Source organism: Clostridium saudiense (assembly GCF_000577815.1).
In the GTDB taxonomy this organism is placed as follows: Bacteria; Bacillota; Clostridia; order Clostridiales; family Clostridiaceae; genus Clostridium; species Clostridium saudiense.
This window is the reverse complement of record NZ_CBYM010000050.1, coordinates 1-14899: the sequence shown is the minus strand read 5'-3', so window position 1 is coordinate 14899 and position 14899 is coordinate 1. Positions and strand designations below refer to the sequence as shown.

Below are 14899 nucleotides of genomic sequence, written 5' to 3'. Positions count from 1 at the left end.
TTTTGAAAATCCTCCTTTATGGAAACCATATTATGTGAACTTTAAATTTACATTAAAATTCAATAATTGTTTTTTATTATAAATTTAAATTATTTTTTATATATATTAACTTCTGTAACACTACCCATAAATATATTATGGATAATGTTACAAAAAATTATTACAAATTATTTTGCTCTTTTACCAGCAACTTCTTCTTGAATGCTCTTTGGTACTTCTTCATAGTGATCGAATACCATTGAGTAGTTACCTCTACCTTGAGATCTAGATCTTAAAGCTGTAGCATATCCAAACATTTCAGCTAGTGGCACGTATGCTCTTATAACTTGAGCTCCGTTAACTGCTTCCATACCTTCCATTCTACCTCTTCTTGAGTTGATATCGCCGATAACATCTCCCATGTACTCTTCTGGTACAGTTACTTCAACCTTCATCATTGGTTCAAGTAATACTGGGCTTGCTTTTTGCATAGCGTTCTTGAATGCCATAGAACCAGCAATCTTGAATGCCATTTCTGATGAATCGACTTCGTGGTAAGAACCGTGTACTAACTTAACTTTGAAGTTAATAACTTCGTATCCAGCTATTATACCGTTCTTAGCAGCTTCTTGGATACCAGCGTCGATAGCAGGAATATATTCTCTTGGAATAGCTCCCCCAACGATAGCATTTTCAAAGCTGTATTCACCATCAGTTGGTTCCATTTCAATTACAGCATGACCGTATTGACCCTTACCACCTGATTGCTTAGCGTACTTAGCTTCAGCTTTAACAGCTGATCTGATAGTTTCTTTGTACGCAACTTGAGGAGCTCCAACGTTACATTCAACCTTGAATTCTCTTTGTAATCTATCAACGATGATATCTAAGTGTAATTCACCCATACCAGCGATGATTGTTTGACCAGTTTCTTGATCAGTCCAAGTTTTGAAAGTTGGATCTTCTTCAGCTAACTTAGATAAAGCTAATCCCATCTTTTCTTGACCAGCTTTTGTCTTTGGCTCGATAGCTACAGAAATAACTGGTTCTGGGAATTCCATTGATTCAAGTATGATTGGTGCGTTTTCATCACATAAAGTATCACCAGTAGTAGTGTTCTTTAATCCGATGATTGCTCCTAATTCACCTGCTTCTAATGACTCAACTTCTTCTCTAGTGTTAGAGTGCATTTTAACAAGTCTTCCGATTCTTTCTTTCTTACCCTTAGTTGAGTTAAGAACATATGAACCACTGTTCATTATACCTGAGTATATTCTTGTGAATGCAAGCTTTCCAACGAATGGGTCAGTAGCAATCTTGAATGCTAAAGCTGACATTGGAGCTTCATCTGAAGCTTCTCTTGAATCTTCTTCACCTTCTAAAGTTTGACCTTGGATTGCAGGAATGTCTAATGGTGATGGTAAGTAAGCAACAACACCGTTGATCATTTCTTGAACCCCTTTGTTTTTGTATGAAGAACCACAGATACATGGAACTATTTCATTAGCTATAGTAGCTTTTCTTAAAGCAGCGTGTAACTCTTCTTCAGTTAATTCTTCACCTTCAAGGTATTTTTCCATTAACGCTTCATCAGTTTCAGCGATTGCTTCAATCATAGCCATTCTGTATTCTTCAGCTTGATCAGCTAATTCTGCAGGAATTTCTTCAATTCTTACATCTTTACCTAAATCATCATAAGTGATGATAGCGTGATTAGATATTAAGTCTATCATACCTTTGAAATCAGCTTCAGCACCTACTGGTATTTGTATTGGAACTGCATTAGCTTTTAATCTATCTCTAACAGTGTTAACACATCTGAAGAAATCAGCTCCTGTAGCATCCATCTTATTAACATAAATCATTCTTGGAACACCGTACTTATCTGCCTGTCTCCAAACAGTTTCAGTTTGTGGTTCAACCCCACTCTTAGCGTCTAGAACTGTAACAGCTCCATCAAGAACTCTTAATGATCTTTCAACTTCAACTGTAAAATCTACGTGTCCTGGAGTATCGATGATGTTTAATTCATGACCTTCCCAGAAACAAGTTGTTGCTGCAGAAGTAATTGTTATACCTCTTTCTTGTTCTTGAACCATCCAGTCCATTGTAGCAGCACCTTCATGAACTTCTCCTATTTTGTGGCTCTTTCCTGTATAGAATAATATACGCTCAGTTGTTGTTGTTTTACCAGCATCAATGTGAGCCATTATTCCGAAGTTACGGAATTTCTCTAATGGATATTTTCTAGCCATTTTATGTCCTCCTCTCAATGAGTAATTTTATATTCGACAAAACTGTTTTGGCATAAGCCAAAACAGTTTTTGTAATATTAGTATCTGTAGTGAGCGAATGCTTTGTTTGCTTCTGCCATTTTGTGAGTATCTTCTCTCTTCTTAACAGCAGCTCCAGTATTGTTAGCTGCATCTAATAATTCTCCAGCTAATCTTTGAGCCATAACTTTTTCGCCTCTTTTTCTAGCAGCAGCTAAAATCCATCTGATACCTAAAGTTTGTCTTCTCTCAGGTCTAACTTCGATTGGAACTTGGTAGTTAGCACCACCTATTCTTCTAGCTTTAACTTCTAATAAAGGCATAACATTGTTCATAGCTTCTTCGAATACTTCTAAAGCATCTTTGCCTGTTTTTTGCGCCATAATTTCAAACGCTTCGTAGCAAATCTTTTGTGCTACTCCTTTTTTACCATCTTCCATTACGTTGTTTATTAACTTAGTAACAACTTTTGAGTTGTACATTGGATCTGGTAATACATCTCTTTTTGCGATAAATCCTTTTCTTGGCACTTTTCTTCCCTCCTTAACAATTTTAAATTTAATTCATAGGTACTCGGTAAGTAAACTTACCGTAAAGTGCTTCGCTTCTTACATCTATATAAACTTATGTAAAATTTCTAGTCTATGTAAATGCCGAAGATAAGCACTGTCTTAGTTTAGAAAACTATTTTGCTTTTGGCTTCTTAGCACCGTATTTTGATCTTCCTTGTAATCTGTTAGCTACTCCAGCACAGTCAAGTGCTCCTCTTACGATATGGTATCTAACACCAGGAAGGTCCTTAACTCTACCACCTCTTATAAGAACAACGCTGTGCTCTTGTAAGTTGTGACCTACACCACCGATGTAAGCAGTTACTTCGAATCCATTTGTAAGTCTTACTCTCGCAATTTTTCTTAACGCTGAGTTAGGCTTCTTTGGAGTAGTAGTTTTAACAACTGTACAAACTCCTCTTCTTTGTGGACACTCGTTTAGTGCTGGTGCTGTTGATTTATTAACAACAGTCTTTCTACCTTTTCTTACTAATTGGCTTATAGTTGGCATTTCTTCACCTCCTGAAATTTATTTATCTATATAAAATAAGATAAACACTAATTTATTATTCTAGGGTCAATATCGCTGATGAATTAACATCAATCCCGCCTATCTTCCCAAGTTCTTTCATTGTAGATACTTCTACAATCTCAATGTTTTTCTCTTTTGCAAGTTGAATTATTGGAGATATCAACTTAGCATTTGCATCTTTAGCTACATATAAAACTTTTCCCTCGTTGTTTTTAATCAATTTAGTACACTGTTTTATTCCAATAACCTTTTTTACTACAATTCTGTCTAACATGAATCCCCCTCCTTAATTAAAGATCATAGAGGCATGCTATACAGGATGCCTCCATAAATCATGTAGACAATCATACTGTAGTGTAGCTTTAAATCACACAATTGGTATTTTATCATTTAAGCATACACATGTCAATAAAATTGCATTGTATTATTCTATTGTATCAATATTATCTTCTTCTAATTCTTCTGTTGGTACATCTAGCTTAACAGATCTATATCTCATCATACCAGTACCAGCTGGAATTAACTTACCTATAATAACATTTTCTTTCAATCCTATTAATGGATCTATTTTTCCTTTTATTGCTGCTTCTGTAAGTACTCTAGTTGTTTCTTGGAATGAAGCTGCTGATAAGAAACTATCAGTTGCAAGGGCAGCTTTTGTTATACCTAATAAAGCCATTTCTCCCTTAGCTTCTTCTCCACCAAACTCTCTTACTCTAGCATTTTCTTCTTCAAAATCAAACATATCTATCATAGTACCTGGTAATAAATCTGTATCTCCTGAATCAGAAACTTTTACTTTTCTTGTCATTTGTCTAACAACTACTTCTAAGTGCTTATCGTTGATATCAACCCCTTGTAGTCTATAAACCTTTTGAACTTCTGAAAGTAAATATCTTCTAGCTCCTTCAACACCTTTAATATTCATAATATCATGTGGGTTAACTGAACCTTCTGTAATTTCATCTCCGGCTTCAATAACATCATTATCAGATACTCTTAATCTTGAACCAAATGGAATGTCATAGCTACGTTCTTCACCGTCAGCAGCCATTACAAACACAGTTTTCTTCTTCTTAGTTTCTTCTACTCTTACAGTACCTGCAATTTCAGAAACTATTGCAAGACCCTTAGGTTTTCTAGCTTCAAATAATTCTTCAACTCTAGGAAGACCTTGAGTGATATCCGCACCAGTAGCAACCCCACCAGTATGGAATGTTCTCATTGTAAGCTGAGTACCAGGTTCACCGATTGATTGAGCTGCAATTATACCAACAGCTTCTCCTATATTGATCTTTTGAGCTGTAGCCATGTTCATACCATAACACTTAGCACAAACACCTACTTTACAGTTACAAGTAAATACAGATCTTATTTTAACCTTCTTAACTCCTGCTGCTGTAATTCTATCAGCCATATGAGATTCAATATATTGATCTTTTCCTAATAATAATTCACCGCTTTCTGGATCATAAACATCCTCTGCAGTATATCTTCCATATAATCTTTCTGCTAATCCTTCGATTACTTCGTTACCTTCTTTGATTTCAGATACGATTAATCCTCTATCAGTACCACAATCTTCTTCTCTTACGATAACGTCTTGTGATACGTCAACAAGTCTTCTTGTTAAGTAACCTGAATCGGCAGTCTTAAGTGCTGTATCGGCATTACCCTTTCTAGCACCGTGTGTTGATATGAAGTATTCTAATACGTCAAGACCTTCTCTGAATGAAGCCTTGATTGGTAATTCGATAATCTTACCTGATGGAGCGGCCATAAGTCCTCTCATACCAGCTAATTGTTTTATCTGAGCCTTAGATCCTCTGGCTCCTGAATCAGCCATCATGAATATTGGGTTGAATTTATCCAAGCTATCCATTAACGCATTGGCAACATCTTCTGTTGTCTTACTCCATTTTTCAATAACTTTTTCATATCTTTCATCTTCAGATATGAAACCTCTCTTATACATCTTTTCTACTTTTTCAACTGTTTCTTCAGCTTCCTTAAGTAGTTCATACTTAGCTTCAGGTACTATCATATCTGATGCAGCAACTGTTACAGCTCCGATAGATGAGTAATGGTATCCTAATGCTTTTATTTTATCTAACATTATAGATGTATTAGTAGGTCCGTGTTTAATGTAACACTTATCTATTAATTTTCCTAAAGTTTTCTTAGTGATTAAGAAATCAACTTCAAGATCAAATTCTGTTTCTGGATTTGTTCTATCTACATATCCTAAATCTTGAGGAATAGATTCATTGAATATAATCTTACCTACAGTAGTCTTAATTATTCCTGATTTTTCTACTCCATCTACTACTTTATGCATTCTTACATTAATTGCAGCATGAACAGCAATTTCGCCTACATTATAAGCCATTATTGCTTCATCTACATTTGCAAAATACATTCCTTCGCCCTTAGCGTTTTCTTTATCCATAGTTAAGTAATATGAACCTAGAACCATATCTTGTGTAGGAACACAAACTGGTTTACCATCTGAAGGTTTCATTATGTTTCCTGCTGCAAGCATTAAGAATCTAGCTTCTGCTTGAGCTTCAACTGATAATGGAACGTGAACCGCCATTTGGTCTCCATCGAAGTCAGCATTATACGCTGTACATACTAATGGGTGAAGTTTTATTGCTCTACCTTCAACTAATACAGGTTGGAAGGCTTGAATTCCTAGTCTATGTAGAGTAGGCGCTCTGTTAAGTAAAACTGGATGATCTGTGATAACTTCTTCAAGTATATCCCATACTTGTTCGTTAACTCTTTCAACCATTCTCTTAGCACTCTTTATGTTATGAGCTACTCCATCTTCAACTAATTTTTTCATTACGAAAGGCTTAAATAATTCTAATGCCATTTCTTTTGGTAAACCACATTGGTACATCTTTAATTCTGGTCCAACAACGATAACTGATCTACCAGAATAGTCAACTCTCTTACCAAGTAAGTTTTGTCTAAATCTACCTTGCTTACCTTTTAACATATCAGATAATGATTTTAAAGGTCTATTACCTGGTCCAGTAACTGGTCTTCCTCTTCTACCATTATCAATTAGAGCATCAACTGCTTCTTGAAGCATTCTTTTTTCATTTCTAACAATTATATCTGGAGCTCCTAAATCTAAAAGCTTCTTTAATCTGTTATTTCTATTGATTACTCTTCTATATAAATCATTTAAGTCAGATGTAGCGAATCTTCCTCCATCTAATTGAACCATAGGTCTTAAATCAGGTGGAATTACAGGAATTACATTTATAACCATCCATCTTGGATCATTTCCTGATTTTCTAAAAGATTCTACAACTTCTAATCTTCTTATAATTCTAACTTTCTTTTGACCACTACTAGTCTTTAATTCTTCTTTTAATTCTCTAGAAGTTGTTTCTAAGTCTATTTCTCCAAGGATTTCTTGAACTGCTTCAGCACCCATTCCAGCTACGAAGCTTTCTTCACCAAACTTATCCACAGCTTCTCTATATTCTTTTTCACTTAAAAGTTGTTTCTTTAAAAGTGAAGTTTCTTTAGGGTCAATAACCACATATGAAGCAAAGTATAAAACTTTTTCTAAAGCTCTTGGTGACATATCTAAAAGTAATCCCATTCTTGAAGGAATTCCTTTAAAGTACCAAATGTGAGATACTGGGGCAGCTAACTCAATGTGCCCCATTCTTTCTCTTCTTACTTTAGCTTTTGTAACTTCAACTCCACATCTGTCACAAACAATTCCCTTATATCTAACTCTCTTATATTTACCACAATGACATTCCCAGTCTTTCATAGGTCCAAATATTCTTTCACAGAATAGACCATCTCTTTCTGGTTTTAAAGTTCTATAATTAATTGTTTCTGGCTTCTTAACTTCACCTCTAGACCATTCTCTAATTTGGCTTGGAGAAGCTAAGCCGATTTGTATTGCATCAAAATTGTTCAATTCAAACAAGGGTATATCCTCCCTTCAATTTTAGTGTTCGTCATTAACGAAATCATCTAATTCTAATTCTTCTTCATGAAAACCTTCTAAAGTAAATGATTCATAATCAATATCTTCATCGATTTCTTCATCATTAGTTGTATAACTATCGTCTCCTGCCACTTGTTCTGTAACAAGTTCTTCAGTTCCTTCGATATTTACTTCTAATTCCTCTGAATCATCATCAGAGAATTCTTTTAATTTAACTTCTTCGTTATCTTCGTTTAATACTTTAACATCTAAGCATAAAGCTTGAAGTTCTTTAATAAGAACCTTGAATGATTCTGGAACTCCTGGTTCAGGGATATTTTCACCCTTAACTATAGCTTCATAAGTCTTAACTCTTCCTACAACGTCATCTGACTTAACTGTTAAGATTTCTTGTAATGTATGAGCTGCACCGTATGCTTCTAGTGCCCAAACTTCCATTTCCCCAAATCTTTGACCACCAAATTGAGCTTTACCTCCAAGTGGTTGTTGAGTAACTAGTGAGTATGGACCTGTAGATCTAGCATGGATCTTATCATCAACTAAGTGAGCAAGCTTTAAGATATACATTATACCAACTGTAACTTCATTATCAAATGGTTCTCCAGTTCTTCCATCATATAATACAGTCTTTCCGTTTGCGTTGTATCCTGCTTTTTCTAAGCAATCTTCTATATTCTTTTCTGTTGCACCATCAAATACAGGTGTTGCAATGTGCCATCCTAATGCACTTGCAGCCCAACCTAAGTGAACTTCTAATACCTGACCGATATTCATACGTGATGGAACCCCTAGTGGATTTAAACAAATTTGTAGTGGTCTACCATCTGGTAAGAATGGCATATCTTCTTCTGGTAAAACTCTAGAAATAACCCCTTTGTTACCATGACGACCGGCCATCTTATCTCCAACAGATATTTTTCTCTTTTGAGCTATATAACATCTTACAAGTTCGTTAACACCTGGATTTAAGTCATCACCGTTTTCTCTTGTAAATACTTTTACGTCAACGATAATACCAGCTTCTCCATGTGGTACTCTTAATGAAGTATCTCTAACTTCTCTTGCTTTTTCTCCAAATATAGCTCTTAATAATCTTTCCTCAGCTGTTAATTCAGTTTCTCCCTTAGGTGTAACTTTACCTACAAGTACATCTCCTGATCTAACTTCAGCACCGATTCTGATTATTCCTCTTTCATCTATATCTTTAAGAGCATCTTCACTAACATTAGGAATATCTCTTGTTATTTCTTCTGGTCCTAGCTTAGTATCTCTAGCTTCACATTCATATTCTTCAATATGGATAGAAGTAAATACATCTTCTCTTACTAATTCTTCAGAGATAAGCATAGCATCCTCGTAGTTGTAACCTTCCCAAGTAATGAATCCCATTCTGATATTCTTTCCTAATGCGATTTCTCCTAGGTCAGTTGCTGGACCATCAGCTAATACTTGGTTCTTAAATACAATTTCACCCTTATCTACTAAAGGTCTTTGATTTATACAAGTACCTGGGTTACTTCTCTTGAATTTAAGTAATTTGTATGTGTCTATTCCTCCATCAAGATCTCTCTTAACTCTGATTTCAGATGAACTAACATATACAACTGTACCTGAGTTTTTAGCTTTAGGTAATACTCCTGAATCTGCTGCTGCTCTATATTCAATTCCTGTACCTACTATTGGAGCTTGAGGCTTTAATAGTGGAACTGCTTGACGTTGCATGTTCGCTCCCATAAGTGCTCTTGATGCGTCGTCATTTTCAAGGAAAGGTATCATTGCAGTAGCAACTGAAACTATTTGTCTTGGTGAAACGTCAATTAAATCTACGTCTTTAGCATTAACTTGTAAAATATCATGCTTATGTCTAACAGTAACTCTACTGTCAACGAATCTTCCATCTTCACCTATAGGTTCTTTAGCTTGTGCAATTAAGTATAAATCTTCTTCATCAGCAGTAAAGTATCTGATTTCATCTGTAACTATTCCAGTTTCTTTATCAACAATTCTATATGGAGTTTCAATGAATCCATATTCATTAACTTTAGCATATGTTGCTAATGAGTTGATTAACCCTATATTTGGTCCTTCTGGAGTTTCTATAGGACACATTCTACCATAATGTGAATGGTGAACGTCTCTTACTTCGAAACCAGCTCTTTCTCTTGAAAGACCTCCTGGTCCTAAAGCAGATAATCTTCTCTTATGTGTTAATTCTGATAATGGATTAGTTTGATCCATGAATTGTGATAATTGAGAGCTACCAAAGAATTCTTTTATCGCAGCAGCTACTGGTCTAATGTTTATTAACATTTGAGGAGTAATTGCTTCTTGATCTTGAATAGTCATTCTTTCTTTAACTACTCTTTCCATTCTTGATAAACCAATTCTGAATTGGTTTTGTAATAACTCACCAACAGATCTTAATCTTCTATTACCTAAATGGTCTATATCATCAGTATATCCAACTCCATAAGCTAATCCTAATTCATAACTTATAGTTGCAAATATATCATCTCTTATAATATGTTTAGGTATTAATCTAGTTATGTTCTTTTTGATTTCTTCTTTGATAGATTGTTCATCATCATAATTGTCAAGAATTTCCATTAAAGTAGGGTAATGGACAGCTTCTCTTATGTTTAAATCACTTACATCAAATGATACAACTTTTTCTAAATCAACAAAGTGGTTACCTATTACTCTTAACACTTTATCTTCTACTAAAATGTCAACAGAGTTAATTCCTGCACTTTGAATGTTAGAAGCCATTGTTCTGCTTATTTTTTCTCCTTGTTCAACTATTATTTCTCCAGTTGAAGGATTTATTATATCAGCAGCTGCAATTTGATTAATTAATCTAAGATTAATAGCTAATTTCTTATTAAATTTGTATCTACCTACTCTTGATAAATCATATCTTTTAGCATCAAAGAATAAAGAGTCAATTAATGAAACCGCACTATCAACTGTAGGTGGTTCACCTGGTCTTAATCTCTTATAGATTTCAAGTAAAGCTTCCTCTTTAGTCTTAGTGTTGTCTTTTTCAATAGTCGCTTTGAATCTTTCTTCTTCACCAAAATAATCTAAAAGCTCTTGGTCACTTCCATAACCCATAGCTCTAGCTAATATTGTAATTGGTAGTTTTCTTGTCTTGTCAATTCTAACATAAATAACATCATTAGAATCTGTTTCGTATTCTAACCACGCACCTCTGTTAGGAATAACAGTTGATGAAAATAATTTTTTACCACTTTTATCAACAGTATTACTATAGTATACACCTGGAGATCTAACTAATTGGCTTACGATAACTCTCTCAGCCCCATTAATTATAAAAGTACCTTGTTCAGTCATTAGTGGGAAGTCTCCCATAAACACTTCTTGTTCTTTTATTTCTCCTGTTTCATTGTTTGTCAGTCTTACTGACACCTTCAATGGTGCTGCATAAGTACAATCTCTTTCCTTACACTCCTCCACTGAATACTTAATATTATCCATATCAAGTTTGTAATCTACAAACTCTAGTACAAGATTTCCTGTGAAATTTGAAATAGGATTAACATCGTCAAAAACTTCTAATAATCCTTCTCTCAAAAACCACTCATAAGAATCTAATTGTACCTCGATTAAGTTTGGCATTTCGGTTACATCTTTAACCTTAGCAAAGCTCATTCTAGTTCTTTTTCCGACTTGGACAGGATGTACCATGAATTTTCACCCCTTGTTTAAAGTAAAATAACCAAAAGCATAATTTCCCTAAGGACATATACTTTCGGAGAGCATCACGTTATAGTATAACCATTTTTATACTTGATTATACTCATTTTCGCAAGAATATATAATTATCCATAATGAATAGTACATTTTATGATAGTAACATACCCTATTTTTTTTGTCAACACTTTTGTATATTATTTACACTCCATTAATATAATAGTATTCTCAAAAAAATATTTCTCATTCTAAATTTTCAATTTTTTCATGATTTGGGCATTAAAAAAGGTGCTATAAAGCACCTTTTTATATTAAGTTAAGAAATTACTTAACTTCTACTTCAGCTCCAACTTCAGCTAATTTAGCTTTCATGTCTTCAGCTTCTTCTTTAGAAACAGCTTCTTTTAATGTCTTAGGAGCTCCGTCAACTATTTCTTTAGCTTCCTTTAATCCTAATCCAGTTATTTCTCTAACAACTTTGATAACTTTGATCTTGTTTGCACCAGCATTTGATAATACTACGTCAAACTCAGTCTTTTCTTCAGCTGCAGCACCTGCAACAGCTCCACCAGCAACAGCAACTGGAGCAGCAGCGCTAACACCAAACTCCTCTTCGCAAGCAGTTACTAATTCGTTTAATTCTAAAACAGTCATTTCTTTTATAGCTTGAATGATTTCTTCTCTTGTCATTTTAATTGCACCTCCAAAATTTTTATCAGTTTATTATTCAGCTGACTCTGATTCTTTTTTTTCTTTAATTGCATTTAATAAGTATGCAAGGTTTGATAATGGAGCTTTGAAGCTTCCAAGAAGTTTTGCAATAAGAACTTCTTTTGATGGGATTGTTGCAAGTTTTTCAACTCCAGCCTTGTCATAAACAATACCGTCAACAACACCTGCTTTTAATTCTAACTTCTTATGATCTTTAGCAAAATCATTTAATACTCTTGCAGGAGCAGTAGCATCTTCGTAACCGAAAGCTATTGAAACTGGTCCTTCTAAGTATTGAACTAAATCACCTAAACCTAATTCGTTAGCAGCTAATGTTACTAATGTGTTTTTGTAAACTTTATATTCAACACCAGCTTCTCTTAAGCTCTTTCTTAACATTGTATCTTCTTCAACTGTTAAACCTTGGTAACTAGCTAATGCTACACCTTGAGCTTTTTCTAACTTTTCTTTAATCTCAGCTACTTTAGCTTCTTTGATTTGTCTGTTCTTCTTTATCACTGTGTGTCCACCTCCTCACAGTTATTAACTGTAATATATATTAAGAAAGGTCTTCCCATAGACACAGGAAGACCAAATAAATAATCACTTATCTAGTTATCCTAGGCAGGCGATTACTTTAAACCTTACGGCACCTACTGTCTACGGAAACAGTATTCTCTTTTTTCACAACGAAATTTATTATACTATGTTAATTTCACTATGTCAATATTAATCTAAAACTTTTGTTGGATTAATCTTAGCTCCAGGTCCCATTGTGCTTGAAACTGATACAGATTTAACGTATTGTCCCTTAGCAGCAGCTGGTTTAGCCTTAACTAATGCATCCATTAAAGCGTGGAAGTTTTCTTGTAACTTTTCAACACCAAATGATTTCTTTCCGATTGGGCAGTGAACGATAGCAGTTTTATCAACTCTATATTCAACCTTACCTGCTTTGATATCAGCTATAGCTTTAGCTACATCAAATGTTACTGTTCCTGATTTTGGGTTTGGCATTAATCCCTTAGGTCCTAATACTCTACCTAATCTACCAACTACACCCATCATATCTGGAGTAGCAACTACTACATCGTAGTCAAACCAGTTTTCACCTTGGATCTTTTGAACTAATTCTTCAGCTCCAACGAAATCTGCTCCAGCTTCTTGTGCTTCTGTAGCTTTTGCACCTTTAGCAAATACTAATACTTTAACGCTTTTACCAGTTCCGTTTGGAAGAACAACAGCTCCTCTAACTTGTTGGTCAGCGTGTCTTGGGTCTACCCCTAATCTAACGTGTAATTCGATAGTTTCATCGAATTTAGCTTTTGCAGTTTTTACAGCTAAATCTAAAGCTTCAGCTGGTGTATATAAAACGTTCTTATCAACTAATTTTGAACTTTCAATATATTTCTTTCCCATTGTTATGCCTCCTTCGTGGTTTTAGCGGTTTTTACCTCCCACTTAATAAAAAATCAGAATTACTCTGCGATTGTAACACCCATACTTCTAGCAGTACCTTCGATCATGCTCATTGCAGTTTCGATTGTAGCAGCATTTAAGTCTGGCATTTTTAATTCAGCGATCTTTCTAACTTGATCCTTTGTTAATGTTCCAACTTTTGTTCTGTTAGGAACTCCTGAACCGCTTTCTAATCCTAATTCTTTCTTAATTAGAACTGCAGCTGGAGGAGTCTTTAAGATAAAACTAAAAGATCTATCTTGGTATACTGTTATAACAACTGGTATTATTAATCCAGCTTGATTAGCAGTCTTTGCGTTAAACTCCTTACAGAATCCCATAATGTTTACACCGTGTTGTCCTAATGCTGGACCTACTGGTGGTGCTGGTGTTGCCTTACCTGCAGGAAGTTGTAATTTAATCATTCCTGTTACTTTCTTAGCCATTTACTATTCCTCCTATACTGTGGTAATACGGACTTTTTGTCCTCCCACTTAATTAAAAACATTAGTTTTATATTTTTAATACTAAACTAATTTCTCAACTTGGTTAAAATCTAGTTCAGCTAACGTTTCTCTGCCGAACATATCTATTAAAGCTTTTATCTTGTGTTTTTCAACACTTATCTCTTGAATTATCGCTACGAATTCTCTTAGCGGTCCTGAGATAACTCTTACACTTTCTCCTACTTCTAAGTCTATATCTATAGGCATTTCTACAACACCCATTGATTCAACTTCTTCATCAGTAAGAGGTACTGGTTTAGAACCTGGGCCAACAAATCCTGTTACACCTCTAGTATTTCTAACCACATACCATGACTCATCAGTCATAAGCATTTTTATTAACACATATCCTGGGAACTTTTTCTTTAAAGAAACCTTTTGTTTACCATCTTTTTCTTCGATAACTTCTTCCATAGGAACTTGTATATCAAGAAGTAGATTTTCAAGATTTCTATTTTCTACGGTCTTTTCAATATTTGCTTTAACCTTATTTTCGTAACCTGAATATGTGTGTACTACATACCATCTAGCTCTTTCACTCATATTTACTATAGATGAGAAACTCACCTAAACCTCCTTTATTATAGTTTAAAAATCAATTTAAAGAGGTTTGTAAAAATATAATCTAACCCGCCAACTAATATTATATATATTAGTACGACTACGCCTACTGCAATTAACGCTTTTTTTGTGTCATCTTTAGAAGGCCAAGTTATTCTTTTAACCTCTGCCTTAAGTTCTCTAAAAAACTTAGAAAGCCCTCTTTTTTCAGAAGTTTTAGTATTAATATTTACATTTTCTTTAATAGCCATTACTTCACATCCTTAACTATTGCGAGTACGTGTCATTACTCTAAAGCGAACTATTTAGTTTCTTTGTGTTGTGTGTGTTTTTTACAGAATCTGCAATATTTATTCATTTCCATTCTGTCTGGGTTGTTTTTCTTATTTTTCATTGTGTTGTAATTTCTTTGCTTACACTCTGTGCATGCTAATGTTACTTTTACTCTCACAGTCTGCACCTCCAGTTTATCCAAATAATTATATAAGTATATATGATATTGTGTTACCTAATTCGTTAATTACTTAAACACTCTATCATAAAAGCGATATTATGTCAATAATATTAGCTTGGTAAAGGACTAGGTAAACTAACCCAGCCCTTTATATATGAAGTAATTAATCTACTATTCT

General features: G+C 34.4%; 13 protein-coding genes and 1 other annotated feature. All 13 genes read right to left on the bottom strand.

Annotated features, from left to right (window positions below):
- Positions 1–167 precede the first annotated feature (167 nt).
- On the bottom strand, positions 168–2234 hold the full coding sequence (fusA, locus tag TY07_RS15690) for an elongation factor G (RefSeq protein ID WP_042402308.1): 2067 nt from the start codon (positions 2232–2234) through the stop codon (positions 168–170).
- Positions 2235–2311: 77 nt separating this feature from the next.
- Positions 2312–2782 (bottom strand): 30S ribosomal protein S7, encoded by a 471-nt coding sequence (gene rpsG / locus TY07_RS15685; protein WP_005212828.1) that lies wholly within the window; start codon positions 2780–2782, stop codon positions 2312–2314.
- Between the two features lie 154 nt (positions 2783–2936).
- Positions 2937–3314: a 30S ribosomal protein S12 gene (gene rpsL, locus TY07_RS15680; protein WP_042402301.1), complete on the bottom strand. Its 378-nt coding sequence runs from the start codon at positions 3312–3314 to the stop codon at positions 2937–2939.
- A gap of 55 nt (positions 3315–3369) precedes the next feature.
- The gene (locus TY07_RS15675; RefSeq protein ID WP_042402297.1) at positions 3370–3609 is read right to left on the bottom strand and encodes a ribosomal L7Ae/L30e/S12e/Gadd45 family protein; all 240 of its coding nucleotides are present in this window, start codon (positions 3607–3609) and stop codon (positions 3370–3372) included.
- Positions 3610–3759: 150 nt separating this feature from the next.
- Positions 3760–7296, bottom strand: a complete 3537-nt coding sequence (gene rpoC, locus TY07_RS15670; protein ID WP_042402296.1) for a DNA-directed RNA polymerase subunit beta' — start codon at positions 7294–7296, stop codon at positions 3760–3762.
- Between the two features lie 21 nt (positions 7297–7317).
- Positions 7318–11025 (bottom strand): DNA-directed RNA polymerase subunit beta, encoded by a 3708-nt coding sequence (gene rpoB, locus TY07_RS15665; protein ID WP_042402293.1) that lies wholly within the window; start codon positions 11023–11025, stop codon positions 7318–7320.
- A gap of 330 nt (positions 11026–11355) precedes the next feature.
- Positions 11356–11721: a 50S ribosomal protein L7/L12 gene (gene rplL, locus TY07_RS15660; RefSeq protein WP_042402292.1), complete on the bottom strand. Its 366-nt coding sequence runs from the start codon at positions 11719–11721 to the stop codon at positions 11356–11358.
- 33 nt (positions 11722–11754) lie between these two features.
- The gene (gene rplJ, locus TY07_RS15655; protein WP_042402315.1) at positions 11755–12258 is read right to left on the bottom strand and encodes a 50S ribosomal protein L10; all 504 of its coding nucleotides are present in this window, start codon (positions 12256–12258) and stop codon (positions 11755–11757) included.
- A gap of 36 nt (positions 12259–12294) precedes the next feature.
- Positions 12295–12426 (bottom strand) — a sequence feature (ribosomal protein L10 leader region).
- Between the two features lie 45 nt (positions 12427–12471).
- Positions 12472–13161, bottom strand: coding sequence for a 50S ribosomal protein L1 (gene rplA / locus TY07_RS15650; RefSeq protein ID WP_042402291.1), 690 nt, complete (start codon positions 13159–13161; stop codon positions 12472–12474).
- 59 nt (positions 13162–13220) lie between these two features.
- A complete protein-coding gene (gene rplK, locus TY07_RS15645) occupies positions 13221–13646 on the bottom strand; it encodes a 50S ribosomal protein L11 (RefSeq protein WP_042402288.1) in 426 nt (141 codons plus the stop codon).
- Between the two features lie 81 nt (positions 13647–13727).
- Positions 13728–14249 (bottom strand): transcription termination/antitermination protein NusG, encoded by a 522-nt coding sequence (nusG, locus tag TY07_RS15640; RefSeq protein WP_042402312.1) that lies wholly within the window; start codon positions 14247–14249, stop codon positions 13728–13730.
- A gap of 38 nt (positions 14250–14287) precedes the next feature.
- Positions 14288–14518 carry a preprotein translocase subunit SecE gene (secE, locus tag TY07_RS15635; protein ID WP_042402286.1) on the bottom strand — a complete coding sequence of 77 codons (231 nt, stop codon included), beginning with the start codon at positions 14516–14518 and terminating at the stop codon, positions 14288–14290.
- Between the two features lie 50 nt (positions 14519–14568).
- Positions 14569–14718 carry a 50S ribosomal protein L33 gene (rpmG, locus tag TY07_RS15630; protein ID WP_042402281.1) on the bottom strand — a complete coding sequence of 50 codons (150 nt, stop codon included), beginning with the start codon at positions 14716–14718 and terminating at the stop codon, positions 14569–14571.
- Positions 14719–14899 lie beyond the last annotated feature (181 nt).

Bases quoted from the DNA above. Each gene is read 5' to 3' on its own strand.
- fusA (WP_042402308.1), bottom strand. From the start codon at position 2,234: ATGGCTAGAAAATATCCATTAGAGAAATTCCGTAACTTCGGAATAATG.
- TY07_RS15675 (WP_042402297.1), bottom strand. From the start codon at position 3,609: ATGTTAGACAGAATTGTAGTAAAAAAGGTTATTGGAATAAAACAGTGT.
- rplL (WP_042402292.1), bottom strand. From the start codon at position 11,721: ATGACAAGAGAAGAAATCATTCAAGCTATAAAAGAAATGACTGTTTTA.
- secE (WP_042402286.1), bottom strand. From the start codon at position 14,518: ATGGCTATTAAAGAAAATGTAAATATTAATACTAAAACTTCTGAAAAA.
- rplK (WP_042402288.1), bottom strand. From the start codon at position 13,646: ATGGCTAAGAAAGTAACAGGAATGATTAAATTACAACTTCCTGCAGGT.
- nusG (WP_042402312.1), bottom strand. From the start codon at position 14,249: ATGAGTGAAAGAGCTAGATGGTATGTAGTACACACATATTCAGGTTAC.
- rplA (WP_042402291.1), bottom strand. From the start codon at position 13,161: ATGGGAAAGAAATATATTGAAAGTTCAAAATTAGTTGATAAGAACGTT.
- rpoB (WP_042402293.1), bottom strand. From the start codon at position 11,025: ATGGTACATCCTGTCCAAGTCGGAAAAAGAACTAGAATGAGCTTTGCT.
- rpsL (WP_042402301.1), bottom strand. From the start codon at position 3,314: ATGCCAACTATAAGCCAATTAGTAAGAAAAGGTAGAAAGACTGTTGTT.